Annotated in this window: 31 protein-coding genes; 3 read left to right on the top strand and 28 right to left on the bottom strand. The window is 56.6% G+C overall.

Annotation, left to right across the window (positions count from 1 at the left end):
* Positions 1-2: 2 nt before the first annotated feature.
* Entirely contained in the window at positions 3-443 is a 441-nt protein-coding gene (locus CMO10_RS05525) for a hypothetical protein (protein WP_297019408.1), read from the top strand.
* A gap of 9 nt (positions 444-452) precedes the next feature.
* Here CMO10_RS05525 and CMO10_RS05520 read toward each other — a convergent pair whose 3' ends face one another.
* Together CMO10_RS05520 and CMO10_RS05515 are read right to left on the bottom strand one after the other, a co-directional pair.
* Entirely contained in the window at positions 453-1,097 is a 645-nt protein-coding gene (locus tag CMO10_RS05520; RefSeq protein ID WP_297019406.1) for a MarR family winged helix-turn-helix transcriptional regulator, read from the bottom strand.
* Positions 1,084-2,871: a thiamine pyrophosphate-binding protein gene (locus CMO10_RS05515; protein ID WP_297019405.1), complete on the bottom strand. Its 1,788-nt coding sequence runs from the start codon at positions 2,869-2,871 to the stop codon at positions 1,084-1,086. The genes CMO10_RS05520 and CMO10_RS05515 overlap by 14 nt, the downstream gene beginning before the upstream one ends.
* Before the next feature lie 229 nt (positions 2,872-3,100).
* On the opposite strand from CMO10_RS05515, the gene CMO10_RS05510 reads away from it, so the two are divergent.
* Positions 3,101-3,448 (top strand): DoxX family protein, encoded by a 348-nt coding sequence (locus tag CMO10_RS05510; RefSeq protein WP_297019403.1) that lies wholly within the window; start codon positions 3,101-3,103, stop codon positions 3,446-3,448.
* A gap of 365 nt (positions 3,449-3,813) precedes the next feature.
* Positions 3,814-4,176 (top strand): hypothetical protein, encoded by a 363-nt coding sequence (locus CMO10_RS05505; protein ID WP_297019401.1) that lies wholly within the window; start codon positions 3,814-3,816, stop codon positions 4,174-4,176.
* Between the two features lie 65 nt (positions 4,177-4,241).
* Here CMO10_RS05505 and CMO10_RS05500 read toward each other — a convergent pair whose 3' ends face one another.
* The 26 genes from CMO10_RS05500 to CMO10_RS05375 all read right to left on the bottom strand — a co-directional run bounded on the left by CMO10_RS05500 (position 4,242) and on the right by CMO10_RS05375 (position 25,168).
* Positions 4,242-4,706 carry a hypothetical protein gene (locus CMO10_RS05500; protein WP_297019398.1) on the bottom strand — a complete coding sequence of 155 codons (465 nt, stop codon included), beginning with the start codon at positions 4,704-4,706 and terminating at the stop codon, positions 4,242-4,244.
* The gene (locus CMO10_RS05495) at positions 4,706-5,179 is read right to left on the bottom strand and encodes a hypothetical protein (protein ID WP_296988218.1); all 474 of its coding nucleotides are present in this window, start codon (positions 5,177-5,179) and stop codon (positions 4,706-4,708) included. The genes CMO10_RS05500 and CMO10_RS05495 overlap by 1 nt, the downstream gene beginning before the upstream one ends.
* Entirely contained in the window at positions 5,176-5,346 is a 171-nt protein-coding gene (locus CMO10_RS05490) for a hypothetical protein (RefSeq protein WP_297019396.1), read from the bottom strand. Before CMO10_RS05490 ends, CMO10_RS05495 begins: the two co-directional genes overlap by 4 nt.
* Positions 5,343-5,681, bottom strand: coding sequence for a phage holin family protein (locus tag CMO10_RS05485; RefSeq protein ID WP_297019394.1), 339 nt, complete (start codon positions 5,679-5,681; stop codon positions 5,343-5,345). Before CMO10_RS05485 ends, CMO10_RS05490 begins: the two co-directional genes overlap by 4 nt.
* Before the next feature lie 42 nt (positions 5,682-5,723).
* Positions 5,724-6,041 (bottom strand): hypothetical protein, encoded by a 318-nt coding sequence (locus CMO10_RS05480; RefSeq protein WP_297019392.1) that lies wholly within the window; start codon positions 6,039-6,041, stop codon positions 5,724-5,726.
* Positions 6,042-6,045: 4 nt separating this feature from the next.
* Positions 6,046-6,753, bottom strand: a complete 708-nt coding sequence (locus CMO10_RS05475; RefSeq protein WP_297019390.1) for a hypothetical protein — start codon at positions 6,751-6,753, stop codon at positions 6,046-6,048.
* A 7-nt stretch (positions 6,754-6,760) separates the two neighbouring features.
* A complete protein-coding gene (locus CMO10_RS05470) occupies positions 6,761-7,519 on the bottom strand; it encodes a phage tail protein (RefSeq protein WP_297019388.1) in 759 nt (252 codons plus the stop codon).
* The gene (locus CMO10_RS05465; RefSeq protein ID WP_297019387.1) at positions 7,520-7,876 is read right to left on the bottom strand and encodes a hypothetical protein; all 357 of its coding nucleotides are present in this window, start codon (positions 7,874-7,876) and stop codon (positions 7,520-7,522) included.
* Positions 7,877-7,890: 14 nt separating this feature from the next.
* Positions 7,891-10,515 (bottom strand): phage tail protein, encoded by a 2,625-nt coding sequence (locus CMO10_RS05460; protein ID WP_297019385.1) that lies wholly within the window; start codon positions 10,513-10,515, stop codon positions 7,891-7,893.
* Positions 10,516-10,518: 3 nt separating this feature from the next.
* On the bottom strand, positions 10,519-10,938 hold the full coding sequence (locus CMO10_RS05455; RefSeq protein WP_297019383.1) for a DUF6950 family protein: 420 nt from the start codon (positions 10,936-10,938) through the stop codon (positions 10,519-10,521).
* Positions 10,939-10,948: 10 nt separating this feature from the next.
* Positions 10,949-11,512 (bottom strand): hypothetical protein, encoded by a 564-nt coding sequence (locus CMO10_RS05450; protein ID WP_297019381.1) that lies wholly within the window; start codon positions 11,510-11,512, stop codon positions 10,949-10,951.
* The gene (locus CMO10_RS05445; protein WP_297019379.1) at positions 11,509-12,135 is read right to left on the bottom strand and encodes a hypothetical protein; all 627 of its coding nucleotides are present in this window, start codon (positions 12,133-12,135) and stop codon (positions 11,509-11,511) included. Before CMO10_RS05445 ends, CMO10_RS05450 begins: the two co-directional genes overlap by 4 nt.
* On the bottom strand, positions 12,132-13,937 hold the full coding sequence (locus CMO10_RS05440) for a hypothetical protein (RefSeq protein ID WP_297019377.1): 1,806 nt from the start codon (positions 13,935-13,937) through the stop codon (positions 12,132-12,134). The genes CMO10_RS05445 and CMO10_RS05440 overlap by 4 nt, the downstream gene beginning before the upstream one ends.
* Entirely contained in the window at positions 13,927-14,163 is a 237-nt protein-coding gene (locus CMO10_RS05435; RefSeq protein ID WP_297019375.1) for a hypothetical protein, read from the bottom strand. Before CMO10_RS05435 ends, CMO10_RS05440 begins: the two co-directional genes overlap by 11 nt.
* 35 nt (positions 14,164-14,198) lie before the next feature.
* The gene (locus tag CMO10_RS05430) at positions 14,199-14,723 is read right to left on the bottom strand and encodes a hypothetical protein (RefSeq protein ID WP_297019373.1); all 525 of its coding nucleotides are present in this window, start codon (positions 14,721-14,723) and stop codon (positions 14,199-14,201) included.
* Positions 14,724-14,766: 43 nt separating this feature from the next.
* Positions 14,767-15,747 (bottom strand): phage tail tube protein, encoded by a 981-nt coding sequence (locus CMO10_RS05425; protein ID WP_297019371.1) that lies wholly within the window; start codon positions 15,745-15,747, stop codon positions 14,767-14,769.
* A 29-nt stretch (positions 15,748-15,776) separates the two neighbouring features.
* Positions 15,777-16,211: a hypothetical protein gene (locus CMO10_RS05420; RefSeq protein WP_297019369.1), complete on the bottom strand. Its 435-nt coding sequence runs from the start codon at positions 16,209-16,211 to the stop codon at positions 15,777-15,779.
* Positions 16,198-16,869, bottom strand: a complete 672-nt coding sequence (locus tag CMO10_RS05415) for a DUF6441 family protein (RefSeq protein ID WP_297019367.1) — start codon at positions 16,867-16,869, stop codon at positions 16,198-16,200. Before CMO10_RS05415 ends, CMO10_RS05420 begins: the two co-directional genes overlap by 14 nt.
* The gene (locus tag CMO10_RS05410) at positions 16,869-17,180 is read right to left on the bottom strand and encodes a head-tail joining protein (RefSeq protein ID WP_297019365.1); all 312 of its coding nucleotides are present in this window, start codon (positions 17,178-17,180) and stop codon (positions 16,869-16,871) included. The genes CMO10_RS05415 and CMO10_RS05410 overlap by 1 nt, the downstream gene beginning before the upstream one ends.
* A 64-nt stretch (positions 17,181-17,244) precedes the next feature.
* Positions 17,245-17,607, bottom strand: a complete 363-nt coding sequence (locus CMO10_RS05405) for a capsid cement protein (protein ID WP_297019363.1) — start codon at positions 17,605-17,607, stop codon at positions 17,245-17,247.
* Between the two features lie 75 nt (positions 17,608-17,682).
* Positions 17,683-19,782: a ClpP-like prohead protease/major capsid protein fusion protein gene (locus tag CMO10_RS05400; RefSeq protein ID WP_297019359.1), complete on the bottom strand. Its 2,100-nt coding sequence runs from the start codon at positions 19,780-19,782 to the stop codon at positions 17,683-17,685.
* Positions 19,783-19,790: 8 nt separating this feature from the next.
* A complete protein-coding gene (locus CMO10_RS05395) occupies positions 19,791-21,299 on the bottom strand; it encodes a phage portal protein (RefSeq protein WP_297019357.1) in 1,509 nt (502 codons plus the stop codon).
* A gap of 1 nt (position 21,300) precedes the next feature.
* The gene (locus CMO10_RS05390) at positions 21,301-21,498 is read right to left on the bottom strand and encodes a phage head-tail joining protein (protein ID WP_297019356.1); all 198 of its coding nucleotides are present in this window, start codon (positions 21,496-21,498) and stop codon (positions 21,301-21,303) included.
* 7 nt (positions 21,499-21,505) lie between these two features.
* The gene (locus CMO10_RS05385; protein WP_297019354.1) at positions 21,506-23,518 is read right to left on the bottom strand and encodes a phage terminase large subunit family protein; all 2,013 of its coding nucleotides are present in this window, start codon (positions 23,516-23,518) and stop codon (positions 21,506-21,508) included.
* Positions 23,493-24,107, bottom strand: coding sequence for a hypothetical protein (locus tag CMO10_RS05380; RefSeq protein ID WP_297019353.1), 615 nt, complete (start codon positions 24,105-24,107; stop codon positions 23,493-23,495). Before CMO10_RS05380 ends, CMO10_RS05385 begins: the two co-directional genes overlap by 26 nt.
* A gap of 470 nt (positions 24,108-24,577) precedes the next feature.
* Positions 24,578-25,168 (bottom strand): hypothetical protein, encoded by a 591-nt coding sequence (locus tag CMO10_RS05375; RefSeq protein WP_297019351.1) that lies wholly within the window; start codon positions 25,166-25,168, stop codon positions 24,578-24,580.
* Positions 25,169-25,403 lie beyond the last annotated feature (235 nt).

Genomic DNA, 25,403 nt, shown 5'->3' with positions numbered 1-25,403 from the left:
CAATGAAACAATTTCAGCCTGGCGATATCATCGAAATCACGCTCCCCCAAGGCTTTGGCTACTTGCAAGTCACACACAACCATCCTGCGTACCCAGAAGTAGTCCGCGCCCTGCCCGGGCGCCATCCGGCTCGCCCGGCAAACATTGCAGAGCTTGCAAAAGGCAAAACCGAATTCACCTTCATGCTCCCGCTATTCTCAGCACTTAAACAGGGCATGATCAAAGGCGAAAAAGTCGGTGCTGCGAAAATACCGGCCAGCGACAGCACCTTTCCTACGTTCCGAATGCCGATCCGCGACAAGCAAGGCAACGTCGTATATTGGTGGTTCTGGGATGGTGAAGGATTACACTATGACGCAAATCCAGACGCATCAACGGACCAAATGCCGCTGCGAGAAATCACAACGGCAGATGCCTTGATCGCAAAGCTGTCAGCTGTCTGAGCGGAAGCCTTAGGTCGGAATGCGGGTTGGTGGGACTTTACGTCCTTCCTCTCCCGCCTTTCGTTCATCCTCCTCGAGATTCTCAAGAATAACCAGCATGCCCTTCCGGATGGTTTCGATCTCGTCTGGTGTCAAACCATCCAAGGCAACCTCGTTCACCTCAATCGCGAGCGGTTCAAGCTCGACACGAAGCTCCTTGCCCCGTTTGGTCAGGAATACATGCTGTTTGCGGCGGTTACCGGCCAAGGTACGTTTTTCAAGAAAGCCAAGCGCTTCAAGACGTTGCAAGGCTGTATGTGTCGTTGGCTCGGTAAGACCGGCTTCTTCGGCCAGCTCACGTTGGGTCAAACCTTCCTGCTGCCACAGGATGCGCAGGAAAATCCACTGGCCAAACGTCACGTGATGCGACGCAAGACGTATTTGCAGAGAACGGTTAAAACCGCGGGTTGCCAGCCGGATAATATGCGCAAGACGTTCGCGTGAATCCGGAACTCTGTTTTCTCTATCGGCCATGAATTGATGGATGCCCCTAAAACCAACTGATCTTGCTTTTCGGATTGACTGATACAGCCGTATTTTACCGGTGTCAAACGTGCTTAGCCGGGAGCTTGCCAAGCACGTTTGCACATTATGCCAACGATTAACCTTCGTCACCTTCGGCAGTTTCTTCAGCCGTACGCGTCATGCCCGACGACATGGCCTTGGTGTAACCGGGGGTTATGCGCGCATCGATCACGACGGCTTTTCCCGCCTTGACGATTGGCAACGCTTCTTCAATAGCGGCATTTAGTTCTTCCGGTGTGGACACAGGACCAAATGCCGCCAACCCTTGCGCCCGGGCCATTGCTGCCAAATCGATATCCGGCCCGCCAATATGCTGGCCAATCCATTTGTTTTCGACCGGACGTTCGCGACTGATGGCGACTTTTTCCTGATGAATTTCATCGTTATAGAAAGACCGGTTATTGGCAATGATCGCAAGAAACGCAATGCCATAGCGTGCAGCAGTCCAAAACGCCGAAACCCCCATCAGGAAATCGCCATCACCCAAAACGGCAACCGGAAGACGATTTGTATCGCGCAGCGCCAAGGCCGCACCGACCAGCATGCCAGGACCCGACGCAATCCCGGCTCCACCGTCATAGCCAAGGTAGTCAAGTGGGTGGCGGAAATGCCAAAGATCACCACCCCAGCTAAGCGGCAACCGAACAAGCGACACGACCTCTTCGGCAAGGGCCGACCCCAGAGATGCTGCAAGACTGTCTACGTTAAGCGGGTCTGACGGGGTTGCGATATCGCCGGTGCATAGTGCCGGCAAACTTTCGAGGCTACTGGTAGGTGCAATGTCAGCTTCTTTGCAAAGTTGCTTGATAACCACATCCGGTTCAGCAGCGATATGCAGATCAGCCCTGACATTTGCCTGATGATCCATGCTCCAGCCATTGTGGATCTGATGATCGAGCGAAATCTGCACAATCTTTGCGTTTTCTGCCCTCGGCCCAGCCTGCTTCAGAGTACCCGCAACATCGACCCAGTCAAAACTGACGATCAGATCAGCATCGCTCAGGACACGCGCTCCGTCTGGCGACATAAAGAAGCCCGGAGCACCGGTATGGAGCGCGTGATCCGTCGGAAATGCTGCCCCAAGCTTGATGTCGGTCAGGACGCGGGCATTGAATGCCTCTGCCAGTGCGACGCGGCGCGTCCAATCTTCCTCGTTGCGCGAAACACGGCCCATCAGGAACACTGGCGCTTTCGCCGTTCGAAGCATCGTCTGCAATTCGATCAAAGTTTCGCGTGATGCTGCAGGTTGTGCAGGCAAAGCATGACGACTGACATCAGGAAGCTCTATGGGTTCGGTGACCTCCTCTTCCTGTACCGAAACGTCAAAACAAACGTAAACTGGCGCCATCGGAGCCGTTTTGGCAATTGTTGCCCCGCGCATCATGGCTTCAAGCGATGCACGAACAGAAGCGGGCTGATCGTCCCATTTGACATAGGGGCGCACCAAAGCGGCCTGATCACGGGATGTATGAATCCAGTCAATCCATGGACGCCGCTCGGCCGCGTCGACGGGACCGGTGGCACCAAACACCAATACAGGCACACGATCACACCACGCGTTATAAATCGACATGGCAGCATGCATCAGCCCGACATTGGCGTGAACGATGGCCGCCATTGGGCGTCCTGTAACCTTCGCCCAACCATGGGCGATCGCAACCGTATGCTCTTCATGCAGGCACAGCAGCATTCTGGGATCTTCGTTCCCAAGATGGTTGACCAGACTGTCATGCAAACCGCGGAAGCTTGATCCGGGATTAAGGGCAACAAATTCGACATCAAGGGCACGCAACATCTCTGCAATCAGGTCACTGCCCCATACCCCTTCCGATCCTGACGCAACAGGATTCTCGACCTTTTCCATTTTTCCTCCCAGACTTTTCCGTGCTTTATCAAAGCAATTTAGAATTTTTCTTTTTAAATACTTCGATATCTAACATTATGTCAAACGGGATTTCCCCGCGAACAGGACAGATGTCACAAAGGAGCTACAGATAGGCTTTGGATTGCAATACGCCGTCGACCCAAAATGACTGTTCTAGAGATCACCAACCCCTGCTTACTGATCAGCAGCACCCAACAGAGCGAGAAACATGAAGAAACTAAATTGGCTAACGATTTATGCCCTGATACTGGCCGTTTTCTTTGTCATTGGCGGCACGATGAACTTGCTCGCTTCTGATGCAACGCAAGCAGATTACGCGAGATGGGGCTACCCGACATGGTTTCCATATCTCACTGGAACCTTGGAGTGGGCAGCAGCCATACTTCTTGTGTTTCGCGCAACACGTCTGGTCGGCGCAGCATTGGCAGGAAGCGTTATGATCGCGGCAGCTGGAACGCTCATCCTGAACTGCGAATACGCCCACAGCATCGCACCAATAACGGTTCTGATCCTCGTTGCGGCCTACGCGATTACTCACGCCAAACATGGACGGTGAAGAAAGAAGCGATACATCAAAGAGCCACTTATGTGACCTGAAGGCCCCGCAACCGGGCGACATTCTCGCCTTGTTTTCCAACGCGAGAATACTCGAAAACCCGGAATTATGACAAACAAACAGCAGCCCCGACGCATATATGCGTCGGGCTTAGGCGGCATAAATTTTTCGGGAAAAGTGGTAGGCCCGGAGGGCCGCGAGAAAGCGCGAAAAACCCAATGAAATCAATGCATCATTGTACAGCGCACCACCCAAACCAGCCCTTTATTTATCAATGCGTTAGAAACCTGGTGTACTGCGCTTGACCGGTTATCCTGCGATTGGCACATTAAGAACATAACGGGAACAATTCAGGTAAAAAATATATGGGTCATGATTGGGATGGCTATATCAGCATCCTTGAAGCCGCGCGGATGAATGATCATTGCCGGATCCATTGCGCCAACCATCGCTGTGATCATGCCGGGCGGCTTGAATTTGCTCCGCTGATCTATCGGCACGGGCCGCATATCGGGCTGGGCACGATCCTGCGCAAGCTGCGCTGTGCCCGCTGCGGGTCGCTTGGCGCGTTCCCGATCATGGAACCGGGCACAAAGACCACGCCCGCCAATCCGATCTATTGCGCCATCCACACCGACCGGCCCCACCCTTGCGACCGCGACGGGGCCTGCAAGGATGGGTGTAGGCTTGACGACAGACACATGTCAGGCGATAAAAGAACGAGGTGAGCCATGGAAGGTTTCCACCATGCCGCGTTGCAGGGTGACAACTCCATGGTCAGAACAGGGGCGGTTCAACCGCCCCTGTCGCGTTTCATCTTCCCAAGGGCCGCGCTGGCGATATCACCCATATGCGGGGCGGCAAAATAGAATGCGAGAATCACCATGACAGGCCCGACCATCGTGTCAGCACGGGCATCCGTTGCGGTTGATGCCTTCGTGATCATCTGCCGCACCTGATCTTTTTCGACAAAGATGGCGACAAGATCGAGAAGCCACGCCACGACATACTGCATCAACCAGACACCGGTGATTGACAGCGCAATCAGACGGCGCGCAAGGTTCTGGCCCTGCGTGGAACGCATCCAGTCAACAACCATCTGGCGGGCTTCTGTGACGCTCTTGGCGTGATCATCGGCCTTTTCTTCATCAGTATAGACCAGCTTGTCCAGCCCACTCGACACTCCATCCACGATGCCCGCAAGCGCCTTGTCAGTGCCAAACACCTTGCCGAAGAACGACCCAATTCCACCGAACATCACGCACCCCCGATATAGCGTTCATAGTTCTCGACAAATTCCTGCCGCGTGCCTTTGCCGTGAACGGTGTTGTAGTACCGCTTCCAATAGGCGGCCATGCCATGCACGTCATCGGCCTTGGGCAGCGGTTCGGCCCGGCGCAGGTAATGCACCCGGCACATCAGCGCCGCATAAGCCAGATTGACGGTCAGGTTTTCGGCCTTGTCGATCGCCCCGATCAGCCAGGCATCAATCGACCCACGCAGGTCATCACGATAGGACAGGTAATTGTCATAGATATCGTCAAGCGTGTCCGGCTCCATCTGAAAGATGCCGCGCGCCGGGCCGCCCTTGAGCTGGACAACAAACTTGCCGCACGCACTTTCCTGTGCGGCTGTACCCAGCACAAGGTTTTCCGCCGCCTGCGACCACAGGCCGGTTGCGGTCAGCACTGGCCGGATGACATCAAGGCGCAGTTGTGATGCATCAATCATCGGATCCACCCCATAACCATCGCCACCCAAACCATGACATAGCCAACGATGGCACCGATGATGGTCAGCGCGACGACCAGCCACATGGCCGGATCGGCAAGCATGGCGACGCCGCCAAACAGCGCACCGCCGATTGTCATGGCGATGATGTGAAAGATAATCATCATTTTGGTGATCCTTTCGCATAATGCGCCAGCATCCGGTCAAGGATGGCCTGACTGCCGCTGGGGCCAAGCCAGGAACATATGCCGATGCAGGCGACCGTCTGACTGCCTTCAAGCTGCAAATAGCTGGCGACGCCGGACCCGACCGCCGCACACATCACAGCCATAGGCACTTCCCACAGAAGATCCCACGACCAGAACCGCCGCTGCCCCAGCCGCACAAGGCGCTGATGCCAAAGCATGCGGACCAGAACGGCAAAGGACACCAGCAGGCCATTTGTCTTGATCAGGTCCACAAGCGATTCAATCGAAAATGACGGCGGCAGGTTCTCTTGCATCTCACCCCCTGATGCAGGAATTGGCAGGTTACCGGCAGACCATCAGGCCGCCGGCCCCTTGAGCTTTTCCTCAAGGTCTTCCCAAGCCTCGCCAGAGGCGACAAGGCAACTTGGCCCGCCCGGATAGGTAAACAGGATGGTCCATGTTTGCCCGTCCGGCGCTTTAAGCACCTCGATCACGCCGCCATTGCTGGTCACCCCGACCGCAACCGGTTCCTCGGAATACTTGGCCGACAGGCTATCGATCACCTTGGCCCGATCGCCGCACACCTGACTTGCGTGCGCGGAAATGAGGGGCGACAGCAACAAAAAAAGGACCGCAGCCAGTGCGATCCCGTAACAAAGCTTGAGCTTGTTCATGGCCCTATTCCTCCTCCGGCTCCGGTGGCGGTGACCAGTATTGATCATCCTGATAATCCGCCGGGATCGGGTCCATCGCGATCAGGGCAAAGTAATATTGCCAGATCGCCTGCCGCCCGGCGGCACCGGTATTGATGATATCCATCCATTCCGACGGCGACACCGCCACCGTCCCGGTATTGGTGACAATGTTGATGGCCGTGCTATCGGAAAGCGCAAGACGCGCCTGCGCTATCGGCATGACTTCACCGATCCACGCCGCCATGTCCTTTTCATCGGTGCCGATGGTATGCACACCCCGCCCATCGCCGAAATCATAGTCAAATGATGCAGCGGCAAGGCGGCGGTTGCGTTCGGTTTCTACCACCAATTGCGACGGTGCTGGCGGAACCCACTGTGCCCCTCCCCAAGTGTCGTTTGGAGATGATGGCACTTGCTCGGTATAGTCCGAACCGACGGGCCCCAGCCAATCGACGATAACCTTGGACGCATCGGACTTGCGATAAACGGAATCGCCGCGATGGTCATCGACCGAAGACCACAACTCTGACTGCGGATCGAATACCCGGACACTTCCCGCTGGGGCATTGCCAGCCGGGACAATAGTAGCATTGGCGGGAACAAGGAATGTGCCCGGTTCCTTTGGACTCTGGCGCGCATCCGATGTCCGCAAGTGCTCTTTTGTAACCGGGTGATAGTGATAAATTTCCATGTTCACCTCAGTATTTTACGCAAGGCAGAAGCGCAACGTTGCGCGGGCGGGTTTCTGAACCGGTGCGCGGGGTGCCGTTGGTCGTGTCTGAAACAGGAGATCCAGTCGCGCTATCACCGCCACCGGCACCGCCAGCCGCATAAATGCCGCCGCCGGTATTAACGACAAAGCTGTCACCACCAATGGTTCCATGACGATGCCCCTGCATTTGATCAAGCTGCGAAGCGCCAAAAACCCGCCCCGAGTCAACGCCACGTCCATCATCCCAACCACGAATAAACTCGCCGCGAAGGTCAGGAATGTTAAACGTTGTTGAACCATCCCCGGCCCCAAATACAACACCGTAGGCGGCAAACAAGTCCGAATATGTCGTCCGCGATATTGCCGACCCATCCGCGACAAGCGAGCCTGTCGGTGGATCTTCTGCCCCAAACCAGAAAACTGACCCCGCCGGCAACGCGGCTATCCCGCTCAGCCCCGAACCATCCCCATCGGACCGAAGCAGTCCTGCAGAACCACCAGCAGCCACATCCTCAAGTCGCAGCAGGCCGCTTGCCACCGAACCATGATCAATCCACCCGGTATTCGCCGCGTTGCGCTGATACAGATGCCCGTCACTGGTATTGACATACGGCATGTAGGAATAAGTTACCGATGGCGCGCTTGCGCCGGAATTCATCGTTGCGACCGCAAGCAGCGCATCATTGAAATCGCCCCGGACAACCGCGCCGGATCCGTTGGCCGCGACATAATCATGCTGTGCCATTTACCGCCCCGCCCGTGCTTTGCGTTTGTCATATTCCGCGATCCAGCTTTCTGTCGCGACCGGCAACGTCATGCCCTCAACATCGCGCAGGTGGCGGAAACCTTCGATGATCGCCGTTTCGGATTCCACCTTTTCGGCCTTGATCAGATCAAACCGGCCCGCCTGCGGGTTCCAGCGGTAACGACCCGGCTTAAGGTCGCAATCGCCGCCATCAACCCATTCCGGCATGCCATCGGTGACGGTGGCTTTGCTGCCCTCGGCAACATCTTCGTACCCTGTCAGCAGACCGGATCGATCCAGCCGCGCAACACGGATGGTTGGCGCGGGCTTAGCCGCACCCTTGGTTTTCTTTGCCATGTTGGAAATCCTGTTTAGGCCAGCTCTTCTGCGGTGATCCGCATGTCACTGACCCGGATGTTGTAGGATTGGTCCGACACCGTCAGAACCGCTTTGGGATCAACCGCCCGACAGTAAACCTCTGCACTGTCAAGGCGTTGCCATTCCGACCAGGTCGGGGAAATATTCGGGTCATCATCGGTGGTGCGCACCCAGATGGTGCAATCACCTTCGCCAGATGCCTCGCCATCCCAGTCCGGCCAGTCATCAACCGTCCCGGCCCTGTCATCGATAAGATCGACAACATTGACGACCTCGACCGTGACAGACGCGGTCAGGCGCATGCGACGTTTCGAACCGAAATCAAGCCCCGATCCCCAATCATATTCGCCGCTGGTGCGAATACCGCCATAGGCATCGATCGATGACACCGCATCAAAATCAATGATGTCATCAACCAACCCGACGCCCTGCAGGGTCAGGTCACCGTCATCATTGACAATCGTGCCATCATGGGTGCCGTCATAGACCGCACTTTCGACAACCGTGTCATAGGTCGAATATTCAAGGACCGTCGCACCATCGGTGGTGACAACCGCCGGCTCGGACACCGTGCTGACCGCATCGACGAACTGCACAAGGTACGATCCCGGCTTAAGCGGCAACACCGCCATGGTATCACCGCCCGGCACGTCATCCCCGATCGAGGTTGACGTTGCCAAAGTCGCACCTGATGCCGCCTGACAATGGCGGAACCGGACAACACCGCCCTGCGTAACATCCAGATCCGGCGACCGGTTCCAGCGCAGGAACACAAAGCCACCAGATACCGAAATCGTCACACCGGTTGGTGTAGCAGGCGTATCGCCAAGGCCCTTAATTTCACGGCGCACCGTGACGTATTCCGACCCAGGACCGACGACACTGACCGCCTTGACGCGCCAGTCATAAATGCCGGTGGCAACGTCAAACAGTTCAAGGAACGGACGGCCCTTCACACGCGGATAGACCGTCCATTCCAGTTCACCCAGCAACCGGCTTTCAAACTGGTAATCGGAAACAAAGCCGTCATCGGCCTCGCCCGATTGCAGAACCACCTTGACCTTGATGCCGCCACCGTCACGGGTCGAATATTTAACCTCGGTGACATCAAGGCCGTCCGGCGGTTCGACATCGCTTGGCGATGGCAGCGTGCTCGCCGCTGATACCGCGACAATCTTTTCATCCGCCGTGGTCCAGTCATATCCCTCTGCGCTGGTTTCGCGCAGGGTCATGTCGATACCAAGCCGGATCACATCGCCATCATTGCGCGGCGCAAAGCGCCATTCCGTTACCTCGAATGGCTTGTCATCCCAGCCATAGGCCGACCGGGTGAAGCCAACCACATCGCCAACCCGCACCGCCATGGCCTTGAGGTTGCATTGCAATTCAACTTCAATCTGCTGGCGATTTCGGAAAAGCGCCTGCTTCTGCAACCGCTGCCCGCAGGCCGGTGATGCGGTGTAAAGGAATTGCAGATCAGTTGCGATCTGCTTTCCCTGATCCTCGGCAATGAATACCTCGGATTTAAGGACCGGCAGGTCGGTCGGCTGCCAAAGGCTGTCTTCGGAGGCATAAACCGCCCGTACCGTATTGAAAAGATCACGCTTTGACGTCCGCGTGCGCAAGCGGATCGGCCCGTCTAGCCAGCTTTCATCCACCGTATATTCCGGGGTGCGGTAATACCCGGCATGGATCGCCCATTCCCCGCCCGCGCGGCACGCCATGCCGGCACCTGGATTAAGCAATTCACGCAGGTTATCGCCAACCGCATTGCCGGTATCGACAACACCCGCTACCACATAACGTTTTTCGGTTCCGCCGGCGGCAAGGTCCACGTCTTCATCACTGACATTGGCCGACGCAATCAGGTCATCCTCGTTGATCGAGGCATACCCGGCACCAACACCGGCACTTGACGCAACATAGTCCGCCGTCACCAGCGCCCAGTTATCTGTGTAACCGGTAGTTTCCGTGCGCGGGTCATAAATATCGTTCTTGCCCTTGACCCGGACTTTGATCTTGGGGATGCCGGACGCATAAACGTCCTGATCCCAGGTCAGCTCGCAATAAAGCTTTGCGCAGCCTTCCTGCTTGTGATCAACCGTCCATTCGCTGTTGCGCGCGCGCATGGCCGACAAAAGATCGGCGTCACCATCTTCGGTGCCGTCACCTTTCCAGAAGGTCGCATACCCGGCAAACTTGCCCGTAGCGTTACCGGCGCCAGCCCCCTCAAACACCTTTGTATCGCCAAACCAGATATCGCCGATTTCCTCGACAGGATGGCCGGTCAGCGTGATCAAGAGCTGCAGCTTACGCTTGCCATCCGTCACATTCATGAAGGTGATCGGCCCGGAAACTGCCGTTTCACCGTAAACAATCGGACGGGTGGCGATCGATTGGCGCACCATCTGGGTGCGGTCACTCAGGCGCGACCCTGCCGACAAAGCCGACGTATCAGGCTTGGGAGAGAACAGGGACGCCCCGACAAACGATGTCGCCGCCCCGATCACAGCCCCGCCGATGGTTGCCGCCAAGGAACTCAGCCCAAGCGATACGAGACCAGCCGCCGCACCTTTGGCCGCCACTGCGGCAACAATTGCAACAGCAGCCTGTGGCATGACTTAGACCCTCCAGGCACGCAGGCCCGATTTTATCGACAGGAACACAAGACCATGCTCGCCCTGCACTGCCCATTTCGGGCCGGTGCAAATGGCAAGCGCCTCGCCAAGTTCGGTATCCACCAGACCAACATCACCGCGGCGCGCGGTCAGGCGCGGCACTTCCGGCCAGCCAAGATCACCGGTAATTTTCTCGACTGTTTCGGCAAGGCCACCCCCGGCAAACCGTTTGAGTGCCCCATACGCCCCGCGTTTGGTTTTGTAGTTGCCGCGAAACGCCGCTGCCGGATCGATGCCGGTAATCGCCAGCAGCCCGTCACAGACAGTCAGACAACAATCTGCATCGCCCCAAAAAAAATGCCGCCCTACGGCGGCCTTCTGCCAAGCAACAAGCTTGCTTTCCCAATTGGGCAATCGCTTCATCACAGCACCATCAACCGATCTGACCCCAGGTGATTTCGGCTTCCTGCAGGCCATTGACGAACTCGAACCCTTTGTCATCCGGGTAATCTGATTTCTGATCTTCATCTGTCATGCGGCGGATGCGCGGTCGTTCGATATCCACAAGATCGCTTTCGACCGTGACCGATATGGTCACCGTATCCCCCGGATCATCGACAATCGGCACATCCGTGCCGCCGGTAAAAACCGAATACGGCTCGCCGATCAACGCGCCTGAATCAGACAGTGCTCCGACAAAAAGCTCACCCGGCAGGCCTTGGCGCATGGATGCTATGGTCACCAACAGAAGATCCGTCGGGATGCCTGACATGGTGAAGACAAGCCCGTTTGCCTGCACGTCCTCGGTTTCTTCAACCTCGGAAATACCGATAAACTCACCACCACCCAGCCAGTCAAAACCGCCCCATGGCAACGTGCCATAGCCCGTCCACATCCGCACATCACCCGCATCGGTCCCGATCCGCCCGAACAACACCGGGCTGATCTGATCCCCCATCAGATGGTTAAGCAGATCCGGGTCAACATCGCGGCTCACGTCAGATGCTCCATGCAATTAAGCGTGACTGTCATATGGCCAAGGCGGTCGATGTCATGCTCCGGAATACCGTCAGGCAGCCAGAAAAGCGATGTCGGGCTGGCAAGCTCGATCGGAGATCCGTCCGATGGTGAACTGATCACACGCGGCCAGATATCCAGCGTGGCGTTCCCCGAACCGTCGCTATCGACATCTTTCAGAACCTTGTGCAACCGCATCACCGACCCGCTGGTCAACCCGATGCGATCCCCCGCCTTGAGGATGCCAGCTGTTGACGCCGTCCAGCCGCTTGTCACAAGCGACCCGCCGATCTGATTGGCACCAGAAACAACAGGCGAACCGGTTGCCACCCCCTGCGGCCCGAAATTGTCCGGGTCGCCCATCTTGAAAAAACCCTCAGCGCCGTTAAGCGACAAAAGGAAGGCTATCCACTGCCCGACAACCTCACGCGACCGGATCGGCGGCAGGGTAATATCTGCCTGCCATACCTGACCCTGATTGCGCTGCGTCTGCCGTTGCTTGGTGAAAGGCGACACCGCAACCGCAACAACCGCCATCGGACGCCACCGGATCGCCTGAACGCCAGGATTGGTGGGCAATGTCAGCGGATAGGTAATGGTCATATCCGTGCATTCCCCTTGCGACGTTGCAGGCTGCGCACTTCGGCAACCGAACCATCAACCGCCGTCTTGACGATTGATCTGATTTCCGCTGCCGACAAAGTCGAGTTGCGCGCATCAATTGTGATCATCGGTGAATAGGTAAACGGCTCCCCGCCGCCTTCCATCTTGACCGGTATATTGCGGCCATCTGGCAACGGCACATAAGCCTCTGGCCTGCGCCCCTCACCAAACAAGGCAAGCTGCGGCGAAGACGCAACACCACCGTTTGAGTACGCCCGCAACGGCACCGGACCACTGCCCGTCATGACCCCACCATCGGCGAACCCGAAGAGTGACGAAATTCCAGAGCCAATAGCCCCGAAAATGCCCCCAGACGAGCCAGAACCTGCGCCAGTTATACCGCCACCAGACCCACCGAAATCAACACTATCCCAGATATCACCAATACTTTTCTCAAGATCCTTGAGAATGGTCATTCGCAGGATAATGCGGCCAATTTGCTCACCAAGGTCTTCGAAGGCATCACCCGTTGTTTTCGCGCCAACCGCGATATCCTCCAACCCCCCAGTAACCACGCGACCGAAATCACGCCCGGCCTCACTGGCTTTTTCCTGCGATTTTTCGAGGTCTTCCTGAGCCTTTTTCGCAGCCCTGCCGTAAGTTTCCTGATCAATTGCACCGGCCCTGAGAAGCTCGTTCAGGCGCTCCAATTCATCATTGTATTTCTCAAGCGCTGTGCGATTGGCCTCGCGGACGCGCTCGCCGTCTTCCATGGTCTTTTGTTCGCGATCAAGCGCATCATTCAGATCATCGAGACGTTGCTCATAATCATAAAGCTCACCAGCCAGATTGCGGATACTTTCCGCCTGCTGGTCGGTTACATCTGCACCCGCCTGGCGCAGCGAATTGTTGATCGCCTGCTGGCGTTCTGACATAGACAAGGCGTCGATTTCATATTCAAGGCCATCGATGACACCCTGAATTTTCTCCGCTTGCCGCTCGGCCTCTGATGCCGCCTTTTCCCGCGCTTTGTTGGACTCTTCTGCTTCCTTGTATTCAAGGTTCTTCTGCAGTGCTTCATCAATGCGCTGGGTCAGTCGGTCATATTCCGCCTGCACTTCCTGCAGGGCTGCGACCTGATCATTGATGGCAGCGTAATCAACGAAGCTTCCAAACATCGGATCCGCATTCGGATCCTGCTGGAACTTGTTGACCGCCTCTGCCTGCGCAAGAAGGATATCAAGCTGTGCCTGTGCGGCATCAACCCGCGCACGGGTATTGGCAAGGATTTCCGCCCGTTCATCGCGCAAAAGCTCGGCGCTGGTTTTGGTTTCATCATTCAGGCGCTTGATAAAGTTCTCAGCAGATTCAATCGCCTTTTCATAGTCCTTGATAGCCTGTTCGGCATCTTTTGACGCGCTCTCGGTATCCCAGAAGGCAATCGCAAGGCCACCAGCAATCGCAGCCGCCGCACCGATGACAGCACCCCATGGCCCCATAACACCAAGGAACTGCGATGCTTGTTGCGTCAATGCAACCAATGGGTTGCCACCACTGGCAACCTGCACGGCAAAGTCACCAACCTGATAACCGGCTTGCTGTGCTACCGCACCAAAACGTCGATAGTTCGCCGCGTTGTCATTAACAGCCTTGCCGGCACGCTGGGTTACAGCGCTGGCCCGAACCGCTGACGCCTCGATCCGCCCCCAGGCTGCCTCACCATCCCGCCCGATGTTTTTCAGGGCATTGCGGACAATCTCACCGTCCTGGACAGACAAGCGAATGGATACATCAGATGCCATCGTCACTTCCCTTGTCCGAAACAGCCATCAAAAGGCCGCGCTCAATCGAAGGGATCAACCGCGACATGATCGCCGGGTCATTCCCCTGATGCACTGAAAGATCAACCAGCGCCCCGACCTCAAGCCCGATAATCCCGCCCATACCGGCGACACGTACCTGCCCCGGCGAACTGATCACCAGTTCCCAAGCAGCCGCACCATCAATGGTTTCCGGGGCATTCTCCACATACGGGCAACGGCACTTTTCGCCGTCCGGCTTGGTTACTTCGCGGCCTTCCGCGCACGGGAGGCCGTCTTCGCGGCACGCTTGGCAGTATTTCGGCCCGTCCCCGAAGTGCCATTTCGCGCGGGCCGCAAGCCGTTTCCCTCCGCCTCGATCGCGGTCACGGGTTTGATGTATTCCGCAACGAATGTGCGCGCGATCGCCGGATGCAACATCACGTCACGCATCAATGTCGATGTGATAGGGGCAACCTCGCCGGTTTCGGTTTCAACCCCGGCGCCATCCCACTCCATCACAGCCGCCATCGCAAGTGCGTGCGCATAGGAAAACTGCATGATCCCCGACCGATAGTCGCGATCAACAATTGATTCCCGCAGGCTGTCGGCGTCATGACCGACCATCTCGATATCGGAAATACCTTTTTCGATGTCGCCGATCACCCGCACCGATTTGTTCATCGCGCATTCAATGATCGGCGTAGTGCAGGGCCGCACCTTGAACCGCACATCAAGCGGCAAATCAATCCAGTACGGTTCGCGGGCGATGGAAAGTTTGATGGTCATAAGAACCCCAAAGAAAAAGGGCGCGCCCTGCGCACCCTATTAATCAATAACTTGCGACATCGTTGGTCAGCGTCACCTGCATCATGTAGCCGGACGATGCATCATATGCCGCACGCCAGTTATATTCCGCCTGAATGCCGCCCGGACCGTCGATCGACTGTTTGGGTTTCGGCAGGAAGACACGCGGGAAATTGAATTTCAGCTCGTAACCCTCGGAACCCGGAATGGTCCAGCCATACTCCATGGTGACCGACGTTTCCGCATCAACCGCGTCACGCACCGTGCTATCGGTTGAATAGCGCAGCGTAACGGAACCTTCCGCCGTTGCCTCTGTTTCATCGACACCATCAATCTTGCTGTCGGAACGGATGGTTTCGACAGGCTCAAGATTGTTTGAGAACGTCATATTCCCGCCAGTCACAGCGGCAAGCTGCGACCCGCCAAGCTTGATCGCGCCCGAACTTTGCGAGAAACGACGCATGGCATAAGTGCCAGGCGTTGCATCCTCGCTTGATGAAGCGGATGCCTCGCCTTGGGCAACGACGCCATTGATAGTGGCGTTGACCGGCCCGGTGCGCTGCATATCAACCTGCAGACCGCCCAGTTTTGCACCGCTTGCCATCAGATAGACCTCTGTGGTCAGGCCGGTATGCCCGGTCTCAAGCGACAGGCTTGGAAGCGCCCCGCCCGATTCAAACACATGGGTGTAGGTTCCGTCACCGTTATCGGTCGTATCAGGCGCCCCAAGCAAACCCTTCAACCAGAAGCCAGTCGCGCGCAAATCAACCGGCACCACGATATCGCCACCAACAGTCGGCGCGTCATAATACGGGTCCTGCGCATCGCGTCCCTGCCCAAGGATCGGGTCATAGCCAAGCGGCTTTTCCTCGCCAACGCTGGATGACTTGTAGGAAAGCTGTTTATAGACACCCCCGCCAGACCCATCCGGCGCGGTGCCATACGTGCTTTCAAATGCCGCCAGCAACGACGCATCAGATCCATAAGCGCGCGTTTTGGTACCCATAATCGGTTCTCCGTAAGGTATGGTTTGCGTCAGCCAACGGCGGTTGGCGCGGTGTATTCAAGAATGATCGGCAACAGGGCCGCCTTGATGGTTTCGGCCCCGGCGATTGCTTCGTCATCGGTTTCCGGCGGTGCCTCATAGGCATAGTCAACCGCGCCAGAAAGCGTCGGATTTGCACGCACGACGGCGACGATGTCCTGCAGGATGTTGTCCAGCTTTGCGTCACGCACCGCCTGATCGTTTTCCTGCACCATCACGATCAATTCGACCCTGTGCTGGAACTCATATCGCAGCGGCGAAAGGATCGCCTCTGGCTCCCCACGATTGCCGTCAAGCTGATTGACCCGCCCAGTAGACGGGATGTCATCGCCCTCGACCGCGTTTCGCACAATCTCTGGCCCAGATACGGCACTGATCACTGTGAAAAGCGCCTGCAGGGCTGTTTCTGTTTTACCGGTTGCCATTTGCCATCCTTTGCAGACGCAAGCGCACATTGCGCTGCAAATCTGCCCTTGCACGGCGGCGCTCGTTATCGAGTTTGAACACCTTGGGCAACCGGACCTGCGGATAAAGCAGGAACATGATCACCGATGCCGTTCCCTTGCGGTAGTTTCCACTTTTGGTGCGCCCGCCACCCTTACGGCGTCGACCGGCACGACCGGATTTCGTGATAGAACTTCCATTGACGACCAGAAAACTCGGCCCATTGCGGCGATAGACCATCTCAAGACGGCCAAACCGCCACTCCGGGAAGTTATCCGGCTTGATCCGCTTGCCGTCGGACCCGCGCTTTGGCGCCACATCCGTCGGAACCGCCAGGAAAAAGCCGCGCTTGCTTTTGATCGGCGTGCCGCGGCTAAATCCGTCAATAATCTTCGGCGCCTTTGAATAAACAATGGAGGCCGGGCTTGCTGCCGAAATCCGCTGATCAGGATAGTTCTTGTTTTGCCATGTATTTGCCAGACGGCGACCAAGCCCGGAACCGATCGTTTGTCCGCGCAGGCGTTGCTTAAGATTGCTTCCCGATTGCCGCACGGCATCACCAACCGCCCGCTCGACCGCGATGCGCTTGATATCCAATACTTTGCGAAAGTCACCATTGCGCGTCATCTTGATGCGCATCACGTCGCCTCAAAGCAGGTGCATCGCCAGACATTTCTGGTCATGTCGCGGGTTGGCTGTGAATTGATCTCAAACACTGCACCATCGACCGAAAACTGACCGCCTTTTTCTGGTGCCGACAGGTCATCTGCGCGCACCTCAATTACGATGTCGCTGGTGACAGTCGGCTGACCGAGAATCTCGTTCTGTTGATCAGCCATCGATTTGATCACGCGAATATCGGCAACCACATCTCCGACCTTTGGGGTGTAATCCGCAGATGCGGAGCAAAACGGGTCATAAAACACCGTCTCAAAAAACGCCGCTTCCATCATCACCCCCAAGCAAAAAGGCGGACCGAAGCCCGCCTTTCAATCATCAATCAACCAATTGCCGTTAGTTTACCGTACCAACGCCAGCATTGATCTTGACCTTGACCGTTACCGCCGCACTTGCGGCAGTTTCCCAGCACGCGACCGCACCGGTTACATCACCAGTCGCAGGCGTACCACCAGATGCCACAAAGGCTGATGCCGAGACATCATACATCGCGGCGTCACCCTGGTTAATCGCGGCACCCGTAGATTTCGGCAGAGAGAACACACCATCCATTGCAAGATCACCGGCTGCACCATCCGCGATATCAGTGACAGCAACACCAATCTGCCCACCAACAACGACCACATCACCGGATGACACATCAGAACCAGTGCCATTGGTCCACGGCATGGTTTCACCACGCTGTACAAAATTATCCATCGCTCAAACTCCGATTTCAGGAAACAAGGACGGCGGGCCTTGACCCGCCGCCGATCAGATCACATGAACGATGGCTTATGCGCCGGCGTTCTTATAAAGGCCGCGATGACCAAGGACCGAAGGAGACGCATCGATGCGCACCTTCATCTCGACACCGTCGATGTCCCACCCTTCACGGTTTTCGAGGTACGGCGTATCCATACCGTCAAGATAGTTGACCTCGATCGTGTCGGTGGAATTCGGGTTTGCCGCCAGGTACCAGGCCGTGGCCGAGTCCGCATCAAGACGCGCCTCGGAAACAACCTCTGCCATGTTGCGAACACTGTTCGGCAATTTCTTGTCACCCTTGGCAGTGTCGTATTCCGACGAAATGGCGGTTTCCATCGTACCCCGAAGGGCCGCGGGGACGATCGCATAAGCCGGACGGATATTAAGGCCGCCAGCAGCCTTTTCGTCCGGGTCTTTCTGCGTCGCCATGGCGGTGCGGGCGGCATCAAGCGTCGCGGTCGATGGTGCTCCACCGGACCCGGCCAAGTTGCCATGAACAGCATGGAACAGCGCAACGCCATCCGACAGCGTCGCGTTGCTGGTCAGGATCGCATAGACCAGGTTGCCGACAGTGCGGATTGCAGAACGTCCCATCTTGCGCGGGATGCGGGTGAATGCGCCAATGTCATCATTGATGATGGCTTGGCGGGTAATGCTGAATTTGCGGCCATAGGTCGCAAGCATCACGGTTTCGCCGCGATCACCAATGGTGCCAAACTGGTATTCGGCCCCTTCGCCAACTTCCAGCAGATTGTCGAACAGGTTCAGATCGACACGTTTGGTCGGCTTGAAGTCGGTCAGGACACCTTTGGACGTCCAGTGCTTGAACGTTTCTTCGGCTTCCTCGTAACCAATCAGCATCGACTTGTTCGCAACATCTGCAAGGATATTACCAAAGTCGGACGTGGAATGATGACCAAAGTTGCGCGGCGAAAACGCCATGCCCGCCATTTCCATCACCGGCATACCGCGAGAAGAAATGTTGCGTACATTCAGAGATTCACGGGCCAGCTCACGCAAGTTAAGGCCGGTGAATTCGTTGCGCTCGCCACCATCCAGACCGGCGCGCTCCATCAGGGCCATGGTCGCACCCTGGCGGAAACGGTCGACACCGTCGCTGGTGACAGACGCACGAACCTGATTGGACGGCTCCGGCGTGTTATCGGCTTCCGCCCACTTGTCGATGATTGCCGCACGGGCCTGATCGATCGAAACGCCCTGTGCAATCAGATCATTGGCAAAATCGTTATCCAGCTTTGCCGCACGGACTGCTGCCTGAATTTCGGAGACGCGCGCACGTTCCTTAGCGGTTGCTTCCTTTGCAATGGTCGCGGCATCAACGGTATTCTGCGGCTGATCAGCCGGATCCACAGCCGGGGTCGGGTTGGCTACATCTGCAGGCGCAGTGCCGTTCGCGACGTTTGGTTTAGGCATTTGGTCACTCCTTGTTGCATGCCCGGCGGAAAGATCCGCCATCGCGGCGGCGCTATCGCGACCCGCCAAAACAGCCCCGGAAACCGTTTCCGGAACATTGTTAAACAGCGACAAGTCAAATCGCTGCATTGCCGCCGCTGTGTCAGCTTCGGCAATTTCATCGGCGAAACCATCGGCGACCGCTTCTTGCGCAGTCATCCATGTTTCGACATCCATCAATTCGGAAAGTCGCGCTGCATCCTGACCGGTGCGGGCGGCATAGATCCCTACAATCTGATCCTTGAGACGATCAAGGTTGTCTGCCTTCTTGCGGAAATCATCCGCTTCACCAAAGGCAACGTCCCAAGGGTTATGGATCATCATGCTGGCATTCTGCGGCATGATGATCTGGTCGCCGGCCATGGCAATCACCGACGCCATCGACGCGGCAAGGCTATCAATATGGACGATCACCTTGGCACTGTGCGCAACCAGGTAATTGTAGATCGCTAGACCCTCATGGACGAACCCGCCTGGACTGTTGATCCGGACATGCAGTTCCGGAATGTCGCCCAGCGCATCGATGTCACGAATGACAGTCGCGCTGTCCAGCCCGTCCCAGTCATCACCGATCACGCCATAAAGAAGCACCTCCCCGTTCGACAGAACGGAAAGCGCACGCGGGCCGAAACGGCCCGAGGCTTTGTTTTTCATGATAACCCCTAGGTTTCTTGCGGTTCCGATGCAACCTGATCGCGCTGCATCGTTCCAGTGCGCGACACCCGACGGGGATCGCAATCAAGCGTCAGACCAAGTTCATCAAGCAGCGCCATATCCGATTGAAGCTCTGCAAAATGTTCTTTCGGATCTTTGCCGCGTTCACGCACGGCATCCGAAAGCGTCTTGGTGCCGGACCGGATGTCATCACGCTGGGCGGCAATTTCCTTGGTCGGATCGACCATTGATGGTGGCGGCGGCGTCCAGATCGCCTTGATGGAGCCGCCCGTACCGTTTGATACGGCTGCAGCCTCAAGGAACCACCGTTCAACCGCCCGGCAAAACTGCGGGATCATGATCTGTTTTTGCCAGACATTGACCTTTTTATAGAAGTTCTGCCAAGCCATCCGCGCAGAACTATAGTTCACGTTCGAATAGTCACCTGTCAGAAGTTCGTAAGGCACCTTTAATCCCGCTGCCACGGCATGCAACTGGCGACTTGAATACTCCCCGTATCCATCCACACCTGGCGGGTCGCCAAACCGGATGTCACGACCAGGCGGCAGGGTTTCAATCAACCCCGGCTCCAGGTTTTCGCGATAGTTGGAAGTGTCTCCGCCAACCGCGGTCAAATGACCACCATCACCCGCGCTAACACCTTCGATATCAGTAACAAAAGCCGCAAAACATGCCGCAATCTTCTGTCGCATCAATTGTGCATCTTCATAATCGCCAAAGTCATTCAGGCGAACCATTGTCGATGCCAACCAGGTAACACCGCGCACTTGGCCGGGACGCGACTGCCGGTAAATATGTGCGATGTCGCGCGCGGGAACCCGGCGAGACGTCGGCAAGCGATACGAAGACCGCGAACCGGGATGCTCATCAAACAACCAATAGGCAACGCGACGGCCCAGGGAATCGAACTCGACACCTTGGACAACAACATTGCCATTCCCGGCGTCACCGTCCTTGGTTGCGTCAAGAAAGTCTGGCTCAAGGACCTGAATGGCAAACGGCAACGCCAAACCGTCACTCAGGCGACGACGGCGGCGACGCACAAGGCATTCGCCACTTTCCGCAACCGTGCGCATGACTTGGCTTTGCAAACCATAAAGATCATGTTGCTGTTGCGCGTCGATATCGGTGCTATCGAAATGCGCTATTGCCAGACGTTCCAGCGTTTCAGTGATCTGTTCCGTTGGCCCTTTGAAATGGGGTACGATGCCGGCACCAACGGTGTAAGTCGCAATTCCGTCAATGCCACTTTCGGCAAATTCGTTATTGCGCACCAGATCACGGGCGCTGTCGCGCAAGCGTGCCAACGTCCCGAATGCCGTTTCGGAATTGGCATCGGTCGAAACACGACGCCACCCGGCGGTTCGCCGCCCGATACTCGCCCCATCATACATATTGCGGGCTTCGAACATCGCCTTCAAACGCATGCGCGCCTTTTCGCGGCGAAGTGCCGTTTCCGGCGCGACAACCTTGATCACATTTTCAAGGAACTTCATATCAAAATCCCCGTGAAAACGTAGCATAGCGGCGCTTGGAGGTGGACGTGGTGCCCAATGACGTCTTGATCAGGTTTCGCACCTGAATCATTTCATCAAGTGTACGATATTCGACCTCCTTGCCCTCGATCACCACTTTGCGGGTGCCTTGGGCCATGGCGCGTTCGATATTGTCAAGATCGGTCTGGGTCCACGCCATGCGTCACCTATTTGTTAAGCCATCCACCCTTGCGGGAACCAAGCCAGCCGGCATTGTCGTTTGATGGCCGCTTGGCCGACGGCTTTGCGGTCGGCTTTGCGACTTTTGCCCGCGCCTCTGCCTGCTGCTTTGGCCCCATGCGGTCGATCAGATCACCTTGCGGCGCTTTCGGCGGTTCGGCACGGTCATGCTGGACCTGATCCCATTCGGCAACGTTCATGCGATCCACGCCAAGGTGGGCCGCCATCGCCATGTTGTAGATCCGGCAATCATGCAAGTGGTTTGGCGCAGATGCGTGCCAGACCTTGACCTTGCGGCCCTTGATCACCGTTTCCTTGAGATATTCCGCCGTAAGCTGCTTGAAATAGGCTTCATCATGGAACATCGCGAAATGACAGTAGCCAGGCGGGTCATATTCCTGACCATCCCTGGCACCTTCCTTGCGCAAGTTCGCATAAAGCTCTGATTTCAGGCCCCACGTCCCAACATGCCAAAGCTGCGCCCCGTATTTGCGGCGCTTGCCCTGCCAGTTGATATCGACCTTGGATGGCGACGCAGAAATGGCAGCCTTTTGCCATCCGTCATCACCCTTGATGGCCCGTGCGCGCGGATGTTTTGCCGCCCACATATAGACCTGATTGGTGTTAAAGCCTGAGTCGATGGCAAGCGCGTCAACCGGCCAATAGTTGCCATATACATCCGGATAGCGCCGCTGGTAAAGATCATCCAGATCGCGCCACACCTGATCATGCGGATCAGCCGTATTGCCAACCAGGAACCCCTGATCAATAGACCAGCTTTGCTTGTCCCGCCCCCAGGCGACAACCTCGTAATAGGCGCCATCACCCTGCACGTCGCAGCCGCAGGTAAACACAAGCCCGCCAGGCGGGATCGTGCGCGGTGCATAATCTTCGCGGCGTGAAAACAGGCGGCCCCATTCCGGCGCATCACCCCGTTCTTCCCATACCTGACCAAGCCACAGGTTGACAAACGCCTTGAGCTGCCCTGGATCATCCTTTGCCTTGATGAATTCCTCGACCATCTTGTCCCAAGTGGTCAGGTTGGAGCTGATCGCATCAATATGGAAACTCGGGTGCCTTCCCGGTTCTGGTCTTTCGGGTATCCAGTCACCAGCCAACAGCATTTGCTGCTTATGGTAGTTCTCGATCACCCCACCACATTCGATGCAGACATAGTGCGTGCTGTACGGCCAGACCTTGTTGAATTTCAGGCCATGCGGTTCGTCTGGTCCGCCAAAGACCAACCGTTGATAGGTCCCGCAATGCGGACAAGGGCAATTCCAGTAACGCTGGTCACCTTCCTCGAATGCCGCGTCAATGCGCGACTGCCCCTTGATGGTCGGTGTTGACGCCTCGAATTTCTTGTAGTCGCCTGTCGCATGGAACGAAATCTGGCGGGCATCCGCCATTTTCATCGGATCGCCTTGGCCATCTAGGTCCAGCGGCCATTCGTCGATTTCGTCGCAAGCCAGATACTTGATCGTTTTCGAACGCAGGTCTGCCGTGCTGTTTGCGCCGGTCAGGGTCAGCGACCCACCGGCAAACCGCTTTGACAGTGCTGTCGATGACTGTGACGATCGGCTGCTTGCCTGCCGCACCTTGCGGTTAAGCGGCTTGGTCTGTTCAATGGTCGGGCCAAGCTTTTCGCGGTTAAAGTCCTGCGCCGTCGATATCGTTGGCAACACCAACATCGCCTTGCCGGGCGAAGTATCGATGATCGTGCCAAGCCATGCGATCATGGCCTCGGTCAGGCCGACCTGCGCCGATTTTCGCACGCTGACCCGCGTGTGCGGTGACGTACTCGAAAGGCAGTTTAGGATCTCTACCGCATAAGGCGTTACCGCCGGGTCCCATTTGAACCCGGCCTTCGGCCCATCAGCCAAAATCAGATGCGTTTCCGCCCATTCGGCAGGCATGACCTGCGGATCTGGACGAAGGCCACGCGCAAGCGCGCTTGCAACGATCGACAGCGCTTCAGGTTTGTCCCCCGCTATCATCATCTGCAAGCACCACCAAGCTATCCGCGATCATTTCTTCCAGTCCGCGAACTTTCTCTTTTAGAAGCGCGCGCACCGCATTAACACCGCCATTGCGCGCTGCCGCGTCGATTTCATCGGACCAGCCGGGAATTGCATCAAGGCCCTGGCGGATATGGCGACCCGCTGTGACCATGCTTTCCTCGACATCCTGCTTGTCGACAAGGCGGCCCAACCTTTCCTCAAGGTCAAGCCGGGCGATTTCTGCGTTGTATCCTTCACGGGCCGCGCGATGCTGTTGATAATCGGTTCCCTGTTCGCCCGATTGACCAACATCCGCCGTTGTTACGGTCGGCTGATCAAACAGATCGTCCTTTGGTTCAGATTTCCCGATCGGCTGGCTGGCGCTTTGCGCCGCAAGTGCCCGAGACGGGTCGATTGTCTGGCCCAGCGCCTTGTCAGCCTGGGCAAAATTGATCTCGATCCGACTGCCTGTTTGCGTGAACGGGATTTTCCCGCTCTTGACCAACTTTGATATCGCCTGCCGGGTAACGCCACGATGCTTGGCATAGGCCGCTTGGTTGCCGACAGGTCCGGTTGATGCACCGTTCATACTGCCTCACACCATGCCTTATTGCCGATTGTCCACCATGTTTGGCACCGCCATATCGAAATCGGTCAACCGTCAACCGGGTATGTCAACCCGTCAACCTGTCAACCCTCTTTCAAACTCACAAAACTACCGAAGAAACGGGCTTCGCCCACCCGTATAGGTTTGGCGCTGGGAAGGACCCGCGACACATTCTGTAGTTGCTTGATATATCTATCTCTTTTGACATCACCACCAAAAGATTGCGGCGATGCCCCAGCCGCCATCATCCACACCAGCATGAGCTGGATAGTCAGGCATAGGGAACATCGCCGCGAGTGCAATCATGTCAGATTGAGGGAGGAAGCTATCAGGAAACCAAGCCAGCATCATCAACCGCAAGGAACATCCGGAAGCCTATCGGCAAAAGAAAACGCCCGCTGGATTCCTCCAACGGGCGCACTTGTGTCGACAACGAAAGTCAATACCCCGGATCACCCAACCTTGTCAAACACCTTTTTTCGGGACTGCCATGGAAGGCGCGGAATACTGGGCATTTTAATATCAATGCCCATGCTATCACTCACCACCAGGCAATTGTACAAAGCGGCCAGAACATCCCATACCATGACGTAAAACAGCTTCGATTCCTCGACCACGCGTCGCGACTGCCCGCTTTCGATGGTCAGCCATTCCGGCATGTCACCCGTCCGGGCCGCCTCAAGCGTTGCCGCCACCGGATTGCTGCCGGGGTCCGATGACATCCGAACCATGGCGCGCTGCATATGCACCGGCAGGCCAACCCCGATCTGATCGCGCAATCCACCAGCCCGCCATTGCGACCACAGCAACAGCATCCCCATCCAGATGCGCTCGGCATCCGGGTCAAGATCCGCCCCACTGATCGAACCGCCGCCATCAATGCGGGCATTAAGCTCGCCCATCTGCATGACCGCCGCCGTCACAGAACCACCCCGCGACAGATGCCGGAAATCATCATTGGCCGCAAAAGCCCGGTCCGCCTTCTGATCACGCACCGCCCACTGCAGCGCTGACCAGATATCCATCACATCCTGCTTAGCCATTGCTTCACCCTTCCATCAATCAGCCGTTTTTGCGTTTGTTCCGTAGCAAAAGCACTGCACCATTTGTTTAGTTTCAGATAGTTATCGGAATTCTGTTCCGTTGGGCACGATTTACGGAACGCCCAACGGAACAGTCTTTTTCTATATATATCAATATCTTATCTATAAAGTGTTCCGTTGTTCCGTAATATCCGCTCAGACACACTTATACGCGCACCCACCCGCTATACTTCCA

Origin of the sequence: Thalassospira sp., from assembly GCF_002709775.1 — a bacterium.
Taxonomy (GTDB): domain Bacteria; phylum Pseudomonadota; class Alphaproteobacteria; order Rhodospirillales; family Thalassospiraceae; genus Thalassospira.
This window is presented reverse-complemented; position numbering and strand designations above follow the sequence as displayed.